Origin of the sequence: Novosphingobium gossypii (assembly GCF_050433305.1) — a bacterium.
GTDB lineage: Bacteria > Pseudomonadota > Alphaproteobacteria > Sphingomonadales > Sphingomonadaceae > Novosphingobium > Novosphingobium gossypii.
In genome coordinates, this window is record NZ_JBNPXM010000010.1 from 61735 (window position 1) to 77104 (window position 15370).

At 64.8% G+C, this 15370-nt stretch carries 17 protein-coding genes; 10 read left to right on the forward strand and 7 right to left on the reverse strand.

Annotated elements, in window-relative coordinates:
* The first annotated feature begins 7 nt into the window (after positions 1–7).
* From GGR40_RS17000 to GGR40_RS17010, 3 genes are all read left to right on the forward strand, one after another.
* Positions 8–736: a glycoside hydrolase family 25 protein gene (locus GGR40_RS17000; RefSeq protein WP_429277443.1), complete on the forward strand. Its 729-nt coding sequence runs from the start codon at positions 8–10 to the stop codon at positions 734–736.
* Entirely contained in the window at positions 733–1167 is a 435-nt protein-coding gene (locus tag GGR40_RS17005; RefSeq protein WP_429277444.1) for a cytidine deaminase, read from the forward strand. Before GGR40_RS17000 ends, GGR40_RS17005 begins: the two co-directional genes overlap by 4 nt.
* A gap of 94 nt (positions 1168–1261) precedes the next feature.
* The gene (locus GGR40_RS17010) at positions 1262–2398 is read left to right on the forward strand and encodes an acyltransferase family protein (RefSeq protein ID WP_429277445.1); all 1137 of its coding nucleotides are present in this window, start codon (positions 1262–1264) and stop codon (positions 2396–2398) included.
* A 4-nt stretch (positions 2399–2402) separates the two neighbouring features.
* Here the strand turns inward: GGR40_RS17010 and GGR40_RS17015 are convergent, their stop codons facing one another.
* From GGR40_RS17015 to GGR40_RS17025, 3 genes are all read right to left on the reverse strand, one after another.
* Positions 2403–3545: a M14 family metallopeptidase gene (locus GGR40_RS17015; protein WP_429277446.1), complete on the reverse strand. Its 1143-nt coding sequence runs from the start codon at positions 3543–3545 to the stop codon at positions 2403–2405.
* On the reverse strand, positions 3542–4147 hold the full coding sequence (locus GGR40_RS17020; RefSeq protein WP_429277447.1) for a DUF4136 domain-containing protein: 606 nt from the start codon (positions 4145–4147) through the stop codon (positions 3542–3544). Before GGR40_RS17020 ends, GGR40_RS17015 begins: the two co-directional genes overlap by 4 nt.
* Positions 4148–4307: 160 nt before the next feature.
* Positions 4308–5042, reverse strand: a complete 735-nt coding sequence (locus tag GGR40_RS17025) for a DUF4136 domain-containing protein (RefSeq protein ID WP_429277448.1) — start codon at positions 5040–5042, stop codon at positions 4308–4310.
* Positions 5043–5246: 204 nt separating this feature from the next.
* Here GGR40_RS17025 and ykgO point away from each other — a divergent pair, with 204 nt between their 5' ends.
* The 6 genes from ykgO to GGR40_RS17055 all read left to right on the forward strand — a co-directional run bounded on the left by ykgO (position 5247) and on the right by GGR40_RS17055 (position 10307).
* Positions 5247–5372, forward strand: a complete 126-nt coding sequence (gene ykgO / locus GGR40_RS17030) for a type B 50S ribosomal protein L36 (RefSeq protein ID WP_003046794.1) — start codon at positions 5247–5249, stop codon at positions 5370–5372.
* Between the two features lie 87 nt (positions 5373–5459).
* Positions 5460–6095, forward strand: a complete 636-nt coding sequence (locus GGR40_RS17035; RefSeq protein WP_429277449.1) for an HAD family hydrolase — start codon at positions 5460–5462, stop codon at positions 6093–6095.
* A 111-nt stretch (positions 6096–6206) separates the two neighbouring features.
* Positions 6207–7646 carry a circularly permuted type 2 ATP-grasp protein gene (locus GGR40_RS17040; RefSeq protein WP_429277450.1) on the forward strand — a complete coding sequence of 480 codons (1440 nt, stop codon included), beginning with the start codon at positions 6207–6209 and terminating at the stop codon, positions 7644–7646.
* Between the two features lie 28 nt (positions 7647–7674).
* Positions 7675–8622: an alpha-E domain-containing protein gene (locus GGR40_RS17045; protein WP_429277451.1), complete on the forward strand. Its 948-nt coding sequence runs from the start codon at positions 7675–7677 to the stop codon at positions 8620–8622.
* 12 nt (positions 8623–8634) lie between these two features.
* Complete coding sequence (locus tag GGR40_RS17050) at positions 8635–9498, forward strand: transglutaminase family protein (RefSeq protein WP_429277452.1); 864 nt, start codon at positions 8635–8637, stop codon at positions 9496–9498.
* A gap of 62 nt (positions 9499–9560) precedes the next feature.
* Positions 9561–10307, forward strand: coding sequence for a peptidase (locus GGR40_RS17055; protein WP_429277453.1), 747 nt, complete (start codon positions 9561–9563; stop codon positions 10305–10307).
* 7 nt (positions 10308–10314) lie between these two features.
* On the opposite strand, the gene GGR40_RS17060 is transcribed toward GGR40_RS17055, so the two are convergent.
* The gene (locus tag GGR40_RS17060; protein ID WP_429277495.1) at positions 10315–10971 is read right to left on the reverse strand and encodes a DUF2490 domain-containing protein; all 657 of its coding nucleotides are present in this window, start codon (positions 10969–10971) and stop codon (positions 10315–10317) included.
* A gap of 199 nt (positions 10972–11170) precedes the next feature.
* Here GGR40_RS17060 and GGR40_RS17065 point away from each other — a divergent pair, with 199 nt between their 5' ends.
* Complete coding sequence (locus GGR40_RS17065; RefSeq protein ID WP_429277454.1) at positions 11171–11362, forward strand: hypothetical protein; 192 nt, start codon at positions 11171–11173, stop codon at positions 11360–11362.
* A 1-nt stretch (position 11363) separates the two neighbouring features.
* Here GGR40_RS17065 and GGR40_RS17070 read toward each other — a convergent pair whose 3' ends face one another.
* From GGR40_RS17070 to GGR40_RS17080, 3 genes are read right to left on the reverse strand one after another with little or no spacing between them, the layout of a single operon-like run.
* On the reverse strand, positions 11364–11915 hold the full coding sequence (locus GGR40_RS17070; RefSeq protein ID WP_429277455.1) for a nucleoside 2-deoxyribosyltransferase domain-containing protein: 552 nt from the start codon (positions 11913–11915) through the stop codon (positions 11364–11366).
* Positions 11915–12676 (reverse strand): hydroxyacylglutathione hydrolase, encoded by a 762-nt coding sequence (gene gloB, locus GGR40_RS17075; protein WP_429277456.1) that lies wholly within the window; start codon positions 12674–12676, stop codon positions 11915–11917. The genes GGR40_RS17070 and gloB overlap by 1 nt, the downstream gene beginning before the upstream one ends.
* Before the next feature lie 60 nt (positions 12677–12736).
* Positions 12737–15238, reverse strand: a complete 2502-nt coding sequence (locus GGR40_RS17080) for a putative bifunctional diguanylate cyclase/phosphodiesterase (RefSeq protein WP_429277457.1) — start codon at positions 15236–15238, stop codon at positions 12737–12739.
* Positions 15239–15370: the final 132 nt, after the last annotated feature.

Below are 15370 nucleotides of genomic sequence, written 5' to 3' on the forward strand. Positions count from 1 at the left end.
GGGCATCATGGCGCGCAACGGCAAGTCCGCCCCTCGCAGAGGTGCAGGCGGCGGCAGGAAACTTTTATGGCAGGTGCTGGGCGCCCTGCTGCTGGCGGCGATCGTCGCCGGAGCGTGGGGCTGGTGGCACTTGCGCCACTGGACGCCGGAGCGGGGGGCCTATCCGCTGCAGGGGGTGGAGATCGGCGCCGACGATGGCGAAGTCAGCTGGAAGTCGCTGAAGGCGATCGGCGCGGACTTCGCCTATATCGATGCCAGCGCCAGCGCATTTGCCCGCGATCCGGGTTTCGTCGACAACTTCGATGCGGCCAAGGCGGCGGGAATGCAGGTGGGCGCGCTGCACCGCTACGATCCATGCCAGCCCGCAGGAACGCAGGCGGCGAACTTCGTCACCACAGTGCCGCGCGATCCCAAGCTGTTGCCGCCCGCCGTCGAACTCGACATGCTGGCCGACAATTGCCCGGTGAAGGTGTCCGATGCCCGCGTCGAAAGCGAGCTGATGACCTTTCTCAACCAGGTCGAGACGCATGCGGGCAAGCCGGTGATCCTCAAGGTCAGCCCGGCGTTCCAGTCGCGCTATGCCATCGCCCGCAAGCTGGACCGCAACCTGTGGCTGGTGCAGGACCGGGTAGAGCCGGGCTATGCCGGGCGTCCGTGGACGATGTGGACGGCCAACCATGCACTGGCGAACGAGGTTGCTCAGGGAGGTCTGCGCTGGGTAGTGGTGCTGCCATGACCGATAACAAGACTCGAGACACCCTGATGGCCGCCGCCCGCAAGGCCGCTGCGGGGGCCTATGCGCCTTATTCCAACTTCCACGTCGGCGCGGCCCTGCTGCTGGCGGATGGCACCGTGGTGACCGGCGCCAACGTGGAGAACGCCAGCTATGGCCTGTCGCTCTGTGCGGAAACCGTGGCTGTATCGGGCATTCTGGCGCGCGGAGAACGCCCCGCGCTACACGCCGTGGCAGTCACGGGCGGCGCGCCGGGCGCTCCCGGGGAAGGCGCGCAGGTGACGCCGTGCGGGCGCTGTCGGCAGGTGCTCAATGAGATCGCGCAGCTTGGCGGTACCGACCCCGTGATCTGGTGCGACGGCGGCGGCGAAGTGCTCGAAACGAAGTTGTCCGAACTGCTGCCTTACGCCTTCGGTCCTGCCAATCTGGGATGAGCACGGGGCGGGGCGTCCCGATTTCCCCGCTCCTGCAAAGGCCATCCCCGTCGGCGCAATGCCACCGAAGCGTATCTGCTGATACCTTTTCCCCATGCAGGTGCGTGCGGGGGAAACGCGTGTGAAGACCGGACTTGTCCCGAAAGATGCCGTCGAAGTGCGGCGCAATCATTTTAATGCGATAAGGCTGGCGATGGCGCTGGCGGTGATCTGGTCGCACTGTTTTGCACTGTATCTGGGGAGCGAGGATACCGAACCGGTCTCGGTGCTGTTCGCAGGGTTCTGCAACGCGGGGAACCTCGGCGTGCGGGTGTTCTTCATCATCAGCGGCTTCCTGATTGCACAGAGCTACCTTGCCCGCCGCGGCGAGGCGGATTTTTTCGGACGGCGAATCCGGCGGATCTATCCGGGCTTCATCGTCGCTACGGCGTTGTGCTGGTTGGTGGTGGTGCCCCTGTATGCCAGCGCGGGCTGGAGCCTGATTACGCCCCGGCTGGTTCTGGATTGGGCATGGCACGCGCTCACCCTGCAGGGCACGGTCCCCGGCGCGGACGCCTTTGCCGGGAATCCCTCGCAGGCGGTAAATGGCGCCTTGTGGAGCATCCGTTATGAAGCGTGGTGCTACGTCGGGCTCGCCGCGCTGGGTATGGCTGGCGTGTTGCGCAGGCCCCGTCTGGTGCTGGCGCTGATGCTGGCGGTTATGGCAGGCAAGGCCCTGCTCGACCTTACCGGCAAGCAGCCCGGCGGCGGGGTGATAGAGGCGGTGTTCGGCTGGCCCTATGCGTGGTTTTCGCTGGCGCCGTGCTTTCTGGCAGGCGTGCTGGTTCGGCTTTGCGGAACCGCCGTTCCTCGTAGCGGAGCCCTACTTGCAGCCGCCGTCGTCGCGCTTGTCGCGGCAGCCCAATTAGGCGCGGGATCGCGGATCCTCTTCGACCTCGTGTTTCCCGTTTCCGTCGCTTACGTGACCTTCCACTTGGCCTTCAGCGCCGCGAGGATGCCCGATCCGGCTCGCTTCGGGGACTTATCCTATGGCGCCTATCTGTATGGTTTCCCCATCCAGCAGATGGTGCGTGCCACCGTGCCGCTGCCGTTTGCCGTTTACGTAGCCGTGTGCCTGGCCCTGTCGCTTTTGGCAGGGGTTGCCAGCTGGCATCTGGTGGAGAAGCGCTTTACCGGGAGGCCAAAGGCGCGCGCATCGAGGACGCGCGCACCGGCGATGCAGCCCGCCTGATGGGTCAGGCCGCCTCGCTCGCTACCAGCCATTCCAGCAGGGCTGCCATGCAGTCGCGCCCCAGTTGGGCGGATCGTTCCGGGCTCCAGCCCTGAAGCTTGTCGGCAGCCGGGTTATGGTCCTTGAAAGGCATTTCCAGCGTCATCGACACTGCGCCAAAGCGTTCGGCCACCTGGTTGGTGGACATCGTAAGATTGCCCGTGCCGGGGCGGGTCAGCGGATAGCCCAGCTTGGTCTGGAAATCGGGCGTGCGGCGCTCCAGCAGTTCTGCATAGCGCACGTAGCCCGCCTGCTGCTCGTTGCCGAGCGAGGGAATGCCTTCGAACCCGGCGAGGAATACGGCCGGAATGGCCTCGTCACCGTGGACGTCCATCGCGAAGTCCACGCCGCTGGCATCCATGGCGTTGCGGATCGCCAGCACTTCGGGCGACTTGTCCGGCGTCGGCTCGTCCCACTCGCGGTTGAGGTTCACGCCCGCGGCGTTGGTGCGCAGGTGCCCGCGGCGCGAACCGTCGGGGTTGGCGTTAGGCACGACATGCAGGGTGCAGCGGCGGCGAAGTTCGCGCCCGACCGAGCTGGCAGGGTCGGCCAGCAGGTCCAGCGCGCCTTCCATCCACCATTCGGCCATCGATTCGCCGGGATGCTGGCGGGCATAGAGCCAGACCTGCAATGGCCCGTCGCCCATGTCGAGGCAGTCGATCGCCTGCCCGTCCAGCGTGAGGCCAAGCGAGCGATGCTCTACGCCGGGCGCACCGGCGATGGCGGCGACAAGGTCGTGATGACGCTCCATCGAGTAGGGGGCGAAGTAAGCGAACCAGGCAAGGTTGCCGACCGGTTCGTAGCGGATGGTCAGGGTGCCGCCATCCACGCTCTCGTCGAAGGTGCTGGCGGCGCGACCCCAGTACTCGCGGTCTTCCGAAACGACAGCGTCATAGTTCGGCCAGCCCATCGGATAGGCGGAGCCGTTGAGGCCGGTGATGTGCAGCACCAGCGCACGCCCTGCCGCGCCGGAAACGCGAAAGTGGAACCACTGGAAGAAGTCCGATTCGTGATCCTTGCGGATAGCCAGACGCGCCTCTGCGCCGGAAACGGAAAGGACTTCGATGTTGCCGGAATCGAATGCGGCGGTGATCTGGATGTCGGTCATTTCACCTGAATAGTTTCGCCCGACTGTCCGGGGAACCCCTTGAACAATGCCTCGGCAACTTTGGCCGAACCGAGTGGCGCCTGGGCGAGGGGCGAATCGCCCCGCACCACGAAGGCTGCGCGTCCTTCCCACAGCGCCGTCGCCGTTGGGGCGGCGGCTGCGTCGCGGATCGATACGAAGACGCGCGTTTCCACCTGTTCCTTGGGCTTGCCGGACAAGTCGAAGCCGATGCCCAGGCCCACACCCGAGCCATAGCCGCCAGTGCCACCGCCCAGCCCCACCGAGACCGGGCCGCGGCCCCGCTGGGGCTGGTAGGTGTTGCGATCGAGCGTCAGCAGGGCGATCTGGCTGCTCCCCGGCTGGCCGGGCAGAGGTTCGCTGTAGCCGATGCGGGTCAATTCGCGTGCCACGGCGGCGGCATAAGTCCGGAACTCAAGACTGTCGGCCTGCCCCGGCGCCGGTTCAACACGGATCGTGCCGCGTCCAAGGCGAGCGGTGTCGGGTGCGTGGAAGCGAGTGACTTCGACCGGGCCGACCGGCGCGACGCAGGCCGAAAGCGCAAGGGCGGCGGCAAGCGGCAGAATTGCAGGCAGGGTGCGCATCGGTCTTGGTCCTCTTGGCGGGGGTTTCGTGATCTTCCGGTCAGTGCCCTGCCGTGTGGATTACGACAAGTTCGTCCCGCAAGACATTCTCTGAAACCCCATGGGTACCTGCGAAGTTCCGGCCCTGCCACCCACGCACTCAGGACGCGCGCTGGAGGCCTTACCCCTCCCGGCCCACGCCGTCCGGGCCGATGGCATCGGCCTTGGGGAAGTTGTCGAACAGGGCGCCGGCCAGCTTGGTGGCGATAAGGCCGTCAGGCCACTTGTTGTCCCCTTCGCGCGTGGCGATGGTGGCATAGCCTTCCCACAGCACCTTTCCGCTTGCCCTGTCGACGATCTGCGCATCGAGTCGGGTAGAGACCAGTGCGGAACGGGGCTTCGTCAGATCGACGTTGATACCGAGGCCATAAGCCTGGCCGTAAGTCCCCACTTCCATGGCGGCGGTGCCGCTGACCGGGCTACGCTTCTCCTCTGCCGCAGCCAGCACCTGCCGCGATATGCGCAGCTTGGTGATCTGCGGCTGGGGCGTGTCGGGGTGCAAGGTATCATAGCCCGCGCCTACCAGCGCATCGACGATCGCGGCTTCGTAGGTGCGGCGGGTGCCGGCATCGATCCAGGCGCCTTCGCCCGATTCAGATTCGACGGACACGGGGCCGTGACCCAGTTCGGCAGCAGCGGATGCGTCGGGCGACACGAAGCGACTCACCTCCACGCGGCCCTCTCGACCATCGGAGGATCGGGTCTGCGCGCGAGGCGAATCGAGCATCGAACCGCCACGATCCCATCGATTGCCCCAACCGCCGCCCCAGCGCGGTCCCCATTGCGCCTGTGCCGAAGATCCCAACAGCGAGAGGGCAATTCCTGCGGCGATTCCCGCTGCGTTTGGCATTTTCATCGTGTTCTTGTCCGATTTCGGTGGAGTCGCGCCCGGCTTTTGTCTTATGCGGGCCACAACTTGCCCGCGCCTGAACGAAGATAGGCGCTGGCAGGGGTGCCCGCAACGGCCTGTCGCGCTTGACTTTGCCGCGCAGCCACACTAACGGCGCCACTCTGAATTTCCGGCGGTCGGTAACCGCCAAGACGACACGGAACGAGACACATGAAGATTCGCAACAGCCTCAAGTCGCTCAAGGACCGTCACCGGGACAACCGCGTGATCCGTCGTCGCGGCCGCACTTACGTGATCAACAAGACCAACCGTCGCTTCAAGGCCCGCCAGGGCTGATCCTGTACGCCTGCCTTCGGGCAGGCGATGACAGGCGGACGGTTTCGTCGCGTGCATGAGGCCCCCGCCGACCGCGGGGGTCTTGTCATGTCTACCGATCACGAAATTTCTGGCCGGGAAATCGAAGCCGTCGTGTTCGACGTCGGCAAGGTGCTGATCGAGTGGGACATGCGCCTGCTGTTCGGCAAGCTGATTGCCGAGCCGGAGCGACTCGACTGGTTTCTAGCCAATGTCGTGACGCACGAATGGCATTTCGAGCATGACGCCGGGCGCGATCTTGCCGAGATGGTGGCTGCCCGCAAGGCCGAGTTCCCCGGGCACGACGACCTGCTCGATGCCTATGCCACCCGCTTCGGCGAGACGATCCCCGGCAACGTCACCGGCACTCACGAGCTCGTGCGCGAACTGGCTGCACGCGGCGTGCCGCTGTTCGCGATCACCAACTTCGCAAGCCCGTTCTGGCACGAATATCGCGCCGGCGAGCCGCTGTTCGACCTGTTCGGCGACATCGTCGTTTCGGGCGATGAAAAGCTGCTCAAGCCCGACGCGCGAATTTTCGATCTTGCCGCCCGCCGTTTCGGCCATGCGCCGGGGGCCATGCTGTTCATCGACGACAACGCCGCCAACATCGAAGGCGCCCGCGCGTTGGGCTGGCAGGTGCATCACTTCGCGGGAGCCGATGCGCTGCGGGCGGATTTGACCCGGCGCGGGCTGCTGGGGTGACCTGCCGCAAATTTGCGCGCACCCTGTTGCTTTAATTATAGCCGCCGATGCAGCGGTATTCCTTGGCAAGCATTCTTCCCTGTTGCACAACTTGGGCAACAGGGAGTCACAATGTCGGCTGAGAGCAAGACGAAATTCGACGAAATGCTCAACGCGGACGGCTCCGTCCGTCCGGCTTACGCAGAATTCCGGGATTGGTTCGATGGCCAGGATACCGCCTGGCTGCGGCGGCAGGATGCCGAGGCGGAGCGGTTCTTCCGCCGAATCGGCATCACCTTCAACGTCTACGGGGATGACGCGGGCGAAGAACGCCTGATCCCGTTCGACATGATCCCCCGCATCATCACGGCACGCGAATGGCGCAAGCTGACACGCGGGATCGAGCAGCGGGTGCGCGCGATCAACGCCTTCCTGCAGGATTTGTATCACCGGCAGGAGATCATCCGCTCCGGTCGCCTGCCGATGGAGGCGCTACGCAACAACGAGGCGTTCCTCAGCCAGATGATCGGGTTCACGCCGCCGGGCGGAGTCTATACCCACATCGTGGGCATCGATCTGGTGCGGACCGGGCCGGACGACTTCATGGTGCTGGAAGACAACGCCCGCACGCCGTCCGGCGTCTCCTACATGCTGGAGAATCGCGAGACGATGATGGCGATGTTCCCGGAACTGTTCACCAAGGTTCCGGTGCGTCCCGTCTCCGACTATCCGCGCAGGCTGGCGCGCTCGCTGCGGGCCTGCGCACCCCCGGCCTACAGGGGCGGCAGCAGACACCCCGTCGTGGCGGTGCTGACGCCCGGCATCTACAATTCCGCCTATTTTGAGCATGCCTTCCTGGCCGACCAGATGGGCGCGGAACTGGTGGAAGGCAGCGACCTGCGCGTCATGGACGGGCGGGTCTGCATGCGCACGACGACAGGCTACAAGGCGATCGACGTGATCTATCGCCGAGTGGACGACGACTACCTCGATCCGCTGACGTTCAACCCGAATTCGGTTCTGGGCGTTGCGGGCATCTTCGACGTCTACCGCTCGGGCGGGGTCACCATCGCCAATGCACCGGGCACCGGCATAGCCGACGACAAGGCGATTTACAGCTACATGCCGGAAATCGTCGAGTTCTATACCGGCGAAAAACCGATCCTCCAGAACGTGCCCACCTGGCGGTGCTCGGAAGCGGATTCGCTAGGCTACGTGCTCGACAACCTGTCCGAACTGGTGGTCAAGGAAGTGCACGGCTCGGGCGGTTACGGCATGCTGATCGGGCCGACCTCCTCGAAGAAGGAAATCGCCGAGTTCGAGGTGAAGCTGCGCGCCAATCCCGGCAACTACATCGCCCAGCCCACGTTGTCGCTGTCGACCGTGCCGATCTTCACGCAGGTCGGACTGGCGCCCCGGCACGTCGATCTCCGGCCCTTCGTGCTGGTTTCGCCCGACGGTATCGATATTACGCCGGGCGGGCTGACCCGCGTGGCGCTCAAGGAAGGGTCGCTGGTGGTCAATTCCTCGCAAGGGGGCGGTACGAAGGACAGCTGGGTGCTGGACGAATGAGCGCTGCAACGATGAGAGGTGAAGCCTGATGCTGGGCCGCGGCGCTAACGGCGTCTACTGGATGAGCCGCTACCTCGAACGCGCGGAGAATACCGCGCGGCTGATCGACGTGGGTTTTCACCTTGCGCTGACGAGGGGCAGCCGCCAGTCGCAGGACGAGGAGTGGAAGTCGGTCCTCACCACCACCGGGCAGCTGGAGGCATACAGCCAGCTTCATTCCGAGTTCACCGGCCCCCAGGTGTTCAATTTCCTGCTGCGTGAGAAGGACAATCCCGCCTCGGTCCTGGCGATGGTCGAGAATGCGCGCACCAACGCGCGCGTGGTGCGCACCAGCCTGACCAATGCCGTGTGGGAGACCACCAACGAGGGCTGGATGCACCTGCGCGAACTGCTGGCGCGGCCCGTGCGCGAAACGAACCTTGGCGAAGTGCTGGGCCAGATCCGCCGCACCGGCACCTTGGTGCGAGGCGCGTTGGAAGGCACGATGCTGCGCAACGAAGTGTTCAACTTCGCGCGCATCGGCACTTTCATCGAACGGGCGGACAACACCGCGCGCATCCTCGACGTCAAGTATTACGTGCTGCTGCCTTCGGCGGCGTGGGTGGGCTCCAGTCTGGACAACGTGCAGTGGGATACGCTGCTGCGTTCGGTGGCGGGCAACCGGGCCTATTCGTGGCTCAACGCCGGCTCGATGGACCCGCGCGGGATCGCGAAGTTCCTGATCCTGGATGGGCAGTTCCCGCGAAGCCTAGTGTTCTGCTATGAAAAGATCGGCAGTAACATGGCCGGGCTGGCCAAGGAATATGGGCAGGAGGTGTCCGCGCACCAGCTGCTGCGCGACGCCAGGGCCAGGCTGCACCGCACGTCGATAGAGGACATCTTCGACCATGGCCTGCACGAGTACCTGCAGGACTTCATCGGCAAGACCATCGAGATCGGCAACGCCATCGCCGCCGATTACCGGTTCTACGAGTAGGAGGGTGCCAAGGTGCTCCTGACCGTCAAGCACACCACCCGCTATTCCTTCGCCGACAAGGTGACGCACGGCCTGCAGCGGCTGCGCCTAAAGCCCAAGTCCACGCACGGGCAGGAGATCGTCGATTGGCACATGACGCTGGAGGGCGCGGCGACGCAGGCGTCCTACGAAGACCAGCACATGAACCACGTAAATCTCGTCTCCATCGAGCCGGGCGTGCCCGAAGTCGTGGTGACCTGCGAAGGCACCGTGCGCACGGTGGATAACAACGGGGTTGTCGGGCCTAACTCCGGGCTGATGCCGCTGTGGTGCTTCCTGCGGCCGACGGCGCTGACAAGGCCCGGCGCCAAGGTACGCCAGTTGCTGGCGGGGATCGAGGCAGACCGCGGCGACATGCTGGGCTATTTGCACACGCTGTCGCGCGTGATCGGCGAGCAGGTGGAGTACGTTCCGGGCACGACCGACGCGCAGACGACCGCCGAACAGGCGCTCGCAGCCGGGCGGGGCGTGTGCCAGGATCACGCGCATATTCTGATCGCGGCGGGCCGCATGCTCGACGTGCCGATGCGCTATGTCGGCGGCTATCTGCGCATGGACGGCCGCACCGAGCAGGAAGCCGGGCACGGCTGGGCAGAGGCGCATGTGCCGGGGCTAGGCTGGGTCGGCTTCGACGTGTCGAACGCGATCTGCCCGGACGAGCGATATATCCGGGTCGCCACGGGCTGCGACTATGCCGAAGCCGCGCCTATAACCGGCATCGCGATGGGCGCGGGGGAAACCCGGTTGGACGTTCATTTGTCGGTAGGGGAAAATCGGGTAGGAATGCAGCAGCAGCAGTCCGACTCCGGCGGGCAGCAGCAGAAGCAGGGCAGCTAAGGCTGTCCCCGCACCGTGGGGGTGCGGTCAGGATCGGGTTTGCGCGGGGTTAACGTAGTACCATGACTTATTGCGTCGGCATGATGCTCGATCGCGGGCTCGTCCTGATGAGCGACACACGCACCAATTCGGGTGTCGACAATATCTCCACCTTCCGCAAGATGGTGCATTGGGAGATACCGGGAGAGCGGATCATCTCGGTCATGACCGCTGGCAATCTGGCCACCACGCAGTCGGTCATCAGCCAGCTCGAGGAACGGACCAAGGCCCCAGCGGAACGGCACAATTCGTTGCTCGAAGCGCCCACGATGTTCAAGGTGGCCTCCATCGTCGGCAACCTGTTGCAGGACATCATATCGGAACGTGCGGCGGACAATGGCCAGAACGCGGCGGCAGGGACGTTCAGCGCCTCGATGATCGTGGCGGGCCAGATCAAGGGCATGGAACCGCGCCTGTTCCTCATCTATCCGGAAGGCAACTTCATCGAGGCCAGCTTCGACACGCCGTTCTTCCAGATCGGCGAAACCAAGTATGGCCGCCCGATCCTGATCCGCGGCTACGATCGCGCCATGAGCTTCGAAAGCGCGGTCAAGCTGATGACGGTGTCATTCGATTCGACGTTGAAGGCGAACCTTTCGGTGGGCCTGCCGCTGGACCTGCTGGTGATCGAACGCGACAACTTCGCACCGCGGCACGAACGGCGGATCGAAGCTGGCGACCCTTATTTCCAGTCCGTATCCACCAGCTGGAGCGAGGCGCTGCGCAGTGCGCTGGACGGGTTGCCGAACTATCGGATGGACGGGAACTAGCGCTCCATCAATGGCGGTAGAACAGCGTCACCGACGCCACGTGGTTCATCCGCGTGCGGCCCAGAGTCTGGTCGATGGTCTGGTTGAGATAGCCCAGTTCCAGCGTCGATGCGCCCGGCAGGCCCACTTCGGCGCCGACGAAGCTGCGTAGCTGGTCGAACCCGGCACGCGCCCCCCAGTCGGTATCGTTGAAGGCGACGAAGCCTTCTGCATAGACCAGCGCGTTCACCGCGTCGCTGCCGTCCTTCAGTGGATGTTCGTAGCGGATCATCTCGCGCAGACGCCAGCCCATGTCGCTGCCGTTGGAGCGCCAGCGCTGTTCCAGCCGCGTGCGGGATGACAGTTCGCCCCCGAACGGCCTGCCCAACGCAAGGTTCAACTGCTGGAAGCTGCGCTCCTCGTTGAAGTCTCGCCCTCCGTCCACCGGAGTGACGACATGGGCATAGCCCTGGTAGAGCGTCACCGACGGGGACAGCTTCACCCCGACCGCGCCGCGCAGCAACAATTGATCGAGCCGGGAAATGCCATCCCCCATGCGCGGCTGCAGTTCGGCGAAATAGACCACGTCACCTGAGATCGGCCCCATCGCCGTCAGGTTCAGCCAGCCCTGCTCGTCATGCGCCGTCTCCGCTTGGGCCACACCGGGGAGCGCGGCGGCGGCCATGCAAATCGAGCCGGCAAGCGAACGGAAAACGCGATGAATCATGGCGCCGCGATATGGCTAGATGGTGTCCCGATCATTGCCGGCCAGTCAGGTCTTGTATCGCCTGCGCGCCGATTGCACCGAGGCGAAGCAATGCCCCCTTTCACGACGGGCGATCCCGTCATACTCTGCAGGGACAACATAGCAGGAGAGGTGATCCATGTTCGTGAAATTCACTGGAGCCGACCGCACCGCAACCGCCGTCAATGCCTCGCAGGTCACGTTCGTGTCGCAAGTGTCCGAGGGCACCCGTATCCGTTTTGGAGAAGGTCGCTCGGTGACGGTCGTGGAGCCTCTGGACGAAGTGATGGAACGGCTGAACCACACACTGTCTTTCCCGGAAACCCTGTAGATCAGGCCGGTTTCCATTCTTTCAGCCGGCGGCGCACTTCGGAGACGAGTGCGTCGAAGGTGGCGACGCGGGTAATGCCGTATCGCTCGGCAGTAATGTCGACATTGCCTTTCCGCCAGAAGCCGTCAGGACACAGCAGCACGACCTTGCCGCTGCGGCCATGCAGGCCAAGTTCAAGAAGGCTTATCGGGCTCTGGGTGCCGGGGGCAAGATACATGACGATCACGTCGGCACTGTCGAGCGCGGCGAGTTCCCATTCCACCTGCTCACGGAAATGCGGTTCCTCCGCAACCGGCTTCCACGCGGGGTTCCAGTCCGGGCGCCTGGGATTAAGCAGAAGGGCATCGTCTTTCGCCAGTGCGGCGGTGAGGTCCGCCTGCCAGTCTCGGGCAACGCCCATTTCGATACTGCCGCCCAGGAAAACGCGAGCGCGATCGTGCTGAGCCGACAGCGGCGCGGGGGAAACCACGACATCGGCGGCGAATGCTGTCGTTGTGCCCGCAGTGGCCGTGACCAGCGCCAGCAGGACGGCGGATGCGATGCGCAGGTTCATCAAAACCCGTCCTTAGCGCTCCTCAGCGCGGCGAAAGTGGCTACCGGGTCGCCGGGGTGGCCCCAGCGGGCCTGCAGTTGCGGGTCATCGGCGCGCAGGAAGGGGTTGGCCTTCAATTCGCGCTCCAGTTTGGTCGGAACGGTCGGCAGGCCCTTGTCTCGCAGGCGGGCGACTTCTTCCGCATAAGCCTGAAGATCGGCGTTGTCCGGATCGGCATGAAGCGCGAAGCGGGCGTTGGATGCGGTATATTCGTGAGCGCAATAGATCATCGTCTCGCCGGGCAGGGCCTTGAGCCGCTTCAGCGAGGCCCAGAACTGGTCGGGCTGCCCTTCGAACATGCGTCCGCAGCCCAGCGCGAACAGCGCGTCGCCGACGAACGCCATCACCGAACCACGCAAGTGATAAGCGACATGACCGTTGGTATGCCCGCCCACGTCCAGCACCAGCGCCTGCCGGTCCCCGATGGTGACGATATCGCCCTGACCGACCGTGCGGTCCACCGCCTCGATCCGGTCGGCATCGCCTGCGGGTGCGGTGATGCGGCAGTTGGTGGCGGCCTTGATCGCGGCGTTTCCTCCGGCGTGGTCCGGGTGCCAGTGGGTGTTCCACACTTGCGTGATCTGCCAGCCCTTGCCCGCAGCCTGCCGCAGGTATTCGTCGGCGTCGGGAGTGTCGATGCAGATCGTCTCCTGGCTCTCCGGATCGTGGAGCAGGTAGCCGTAATTGTCGGACAGGCACGGAAACTGGTGGACTTCGAGCATGGGACTTCTCCTTGCCCGGTATGATCTAGGCGTTGTGCCGACCGTAGGGAAGGGTGCCGGTCATGCCGCCGCCGCCGTCATGCCGGAGATTGCCTGAAGCGGCGCGGGGCGGGCGAAGAGATAGCCCTGGCCCAGGCGGCAACCCATGTCGGCCAGCTTGGCGCGCTGGCGCTCCGTCTCTATCCCCTCGGCTACGACGTGCTTGCCCAGCGCCGTACCCAGCCCGACGATGGCGCGGATGATCGCCTCGCTCTGCCCGTCGTCGTCGAACAGGCTGAGCGTGAAGGACCGGTCGATCTTGAGCATGTCGAAGGGCAGGTGCTTGAGGTGGATCAGCGAGGCGTAGCCGGTGCCGAAATCGTCCAGCGCCACGGTCATTCCGGCGTCGTGCAGCAGGCCGAGGGCGCGGGCGGTCTCGTCGATCGAGCGGCCCAGCACGAAATCCTCGGTCACTTCGATGCACAGTCGGCTTGGCTCGACCCCGAAATGGCGCAGGCGGTCGAGCAGGCGTGCCGCCGCTTGCGGACTGTCCAGTTGCGCCGCGATCAGATTCACGGACAGGCGGGGCACATCCACGGGATTATCACGCAAGGTTGCCAGCGCCATGTCCAGAACATGCTGCTGGATCGCCAGACCGAGCTTGCGTTCGTTGAGCATGTCGCCGAAAATCGCCGGGGTCATCATGCCGTGGACCGGGTGCTGCCAGCGCAGCAGCGCTTCGTAACCGCGCGGCACACCGGTGGCGATGTCGACTATCGGCTGGTAATGAAGGGAGAATTCGTCCCGCTCGATCCCGACGCGGGCTTCCTCTCCGAACAGTTGCCGGCTGTCGAGCGTCTGGCGCAGTTGCGTGGTATAGTCGATCAGGCGGCGACGGCCCTGCTGCTTGGCTTCGTAGAGCGCAAGGTCGGCGTTCTTGACCAGCACCTCTGCCTCGTCAGCGTGATCGGGCCAGCGGGCAAGCCCGATGCTGAGCGAAAGCGCCCAGGATCGTCCGCCATGCGTCAGGGTGCGACCCTGCAGTTCCTCCAGCGCGCGGCGGGTGGCCTGTTCCGCCCCGTCCCTGCACGGCAGCAGGATAGCGAACTCGTCCCCACCGATGCGCGAGACGTGCGCGGTCGGACCCGCAGCGGCGGCAAGGCCCCGCCCGACCTTGCACAGCAGCAGATCACCGCCGTCATGGCCGAGCCGGTCGTTGATGTCCTTCAGGTGATCGACATCCACCAGCATCAGCAGGAACGGACTTTGCGGCGCCGCGTCGCACAGCGACCGCAGATTACCATGGAATGCCGCCCGGTTGCCAAGACCGGTGAGGTAGTCGGTCTGCGCGGCGCGGCGGAAAGTGTCGCTTTCCACTTCGATGACCTTGCGCGCCTGCTCTGCGGCGTCGCGTTCCTGGCGCAGGCGGCGGAAGCGGTCGGCGATGGCAAGCGACAGCGCGACTGCTTCGAACGCGATCGCGCCGAAGGTCGCCATGTCGATGGTGTCGTCCTGCACCATGAGACCGAAATTGCGGGCAACGCGCAGACCGAAGATGCCCAGCACGGGCGTCCATCCCACAAGGTAGAACCACACCACGCGGGAGCGGCGCGAAATGGCGGTGACGACGCCAGTGCCAAGGCACAGCGCGCTCATCAGGAAGACGATGTTGAGCCACAGGTCGATGGTTTTGGGCGCAACGACGGGCGCGAAGCCCGCCATCAGTCCCACACCTAGGTTGACCACCGCCAGCGCCTTGCCGCACCGCATCAGCCATTGCGGCAGGACGCCTTCCTCGATCACGGAGAGGAAGAACATGTTACCCGCCGCGATCATCCCGGCAACCAGTACGTAGTTTCCTTTGACTGCGACCGGCCCGACATATTCGGGCAGCACGAAGGCGAACACGTTGGTCCACGTCAGCCCGTAACACAGCGCGACCGCCGACCAGACGAGGTACCAGCGCTGGAACGCCAGACGCTGGCCGGTGTAGATCAGCAGGTTGTATGCGAATGCGGACAGTATGGCGCCCGCGAACATGCCCATCATTCCCAGCCATACCCCCTGCAGCCGCAGGGCGCTGGCAGGACTGACGGCGGTGAGTTTGCGCATCAATGACAGGTCATCAAGCTTGCGATAGCCGACGTAGACGGCGGCCACGTCGCTGCCGGCGCGCGCTACCGGGAAGCGCAGCATGCCGCCCAGGCCCCAGTGTCCGCCGACCGTTCCGGGCGCAATGCGGTGGGTCTGAACCGTGCCGTCGGTGGCGACGATCAGCGTGGTCATGCGGCGAAACCGGGTCTGATCGGTCATCAGCTGCCAACCGGCAGGCATGGCACGCAGCCGATCGGTGTCGCGCAGCTTCAGCCACACCCAACCGTTGGCATAAGCTGCGTAGGGGGGCGGCGCGGCGCAGTCGAAGCGCAGGCGCGAAACGATGGCGATATTGTCGGAACGGTCTGCCGGCGCGGTCGCATAGCACACGTCGGAGCGCAAGCGCACGATCTCTGCCTGCGCTGGCGCACTCCACAGCGAACCGGCCAGCGTCAGCCACACGAAAATCAGAAATGTCCGAACAGGCATGCCCCAATCCCAACCAGAGGCATCCGTATAAACCCCATATTGCTAGGAATGGTTAACGGGCAAACTCCGTCCGTCGCATTGCCAAAATGCCTGGATGCGGACAAAAAGCGCCACGGTTCAGATATTTCTTGT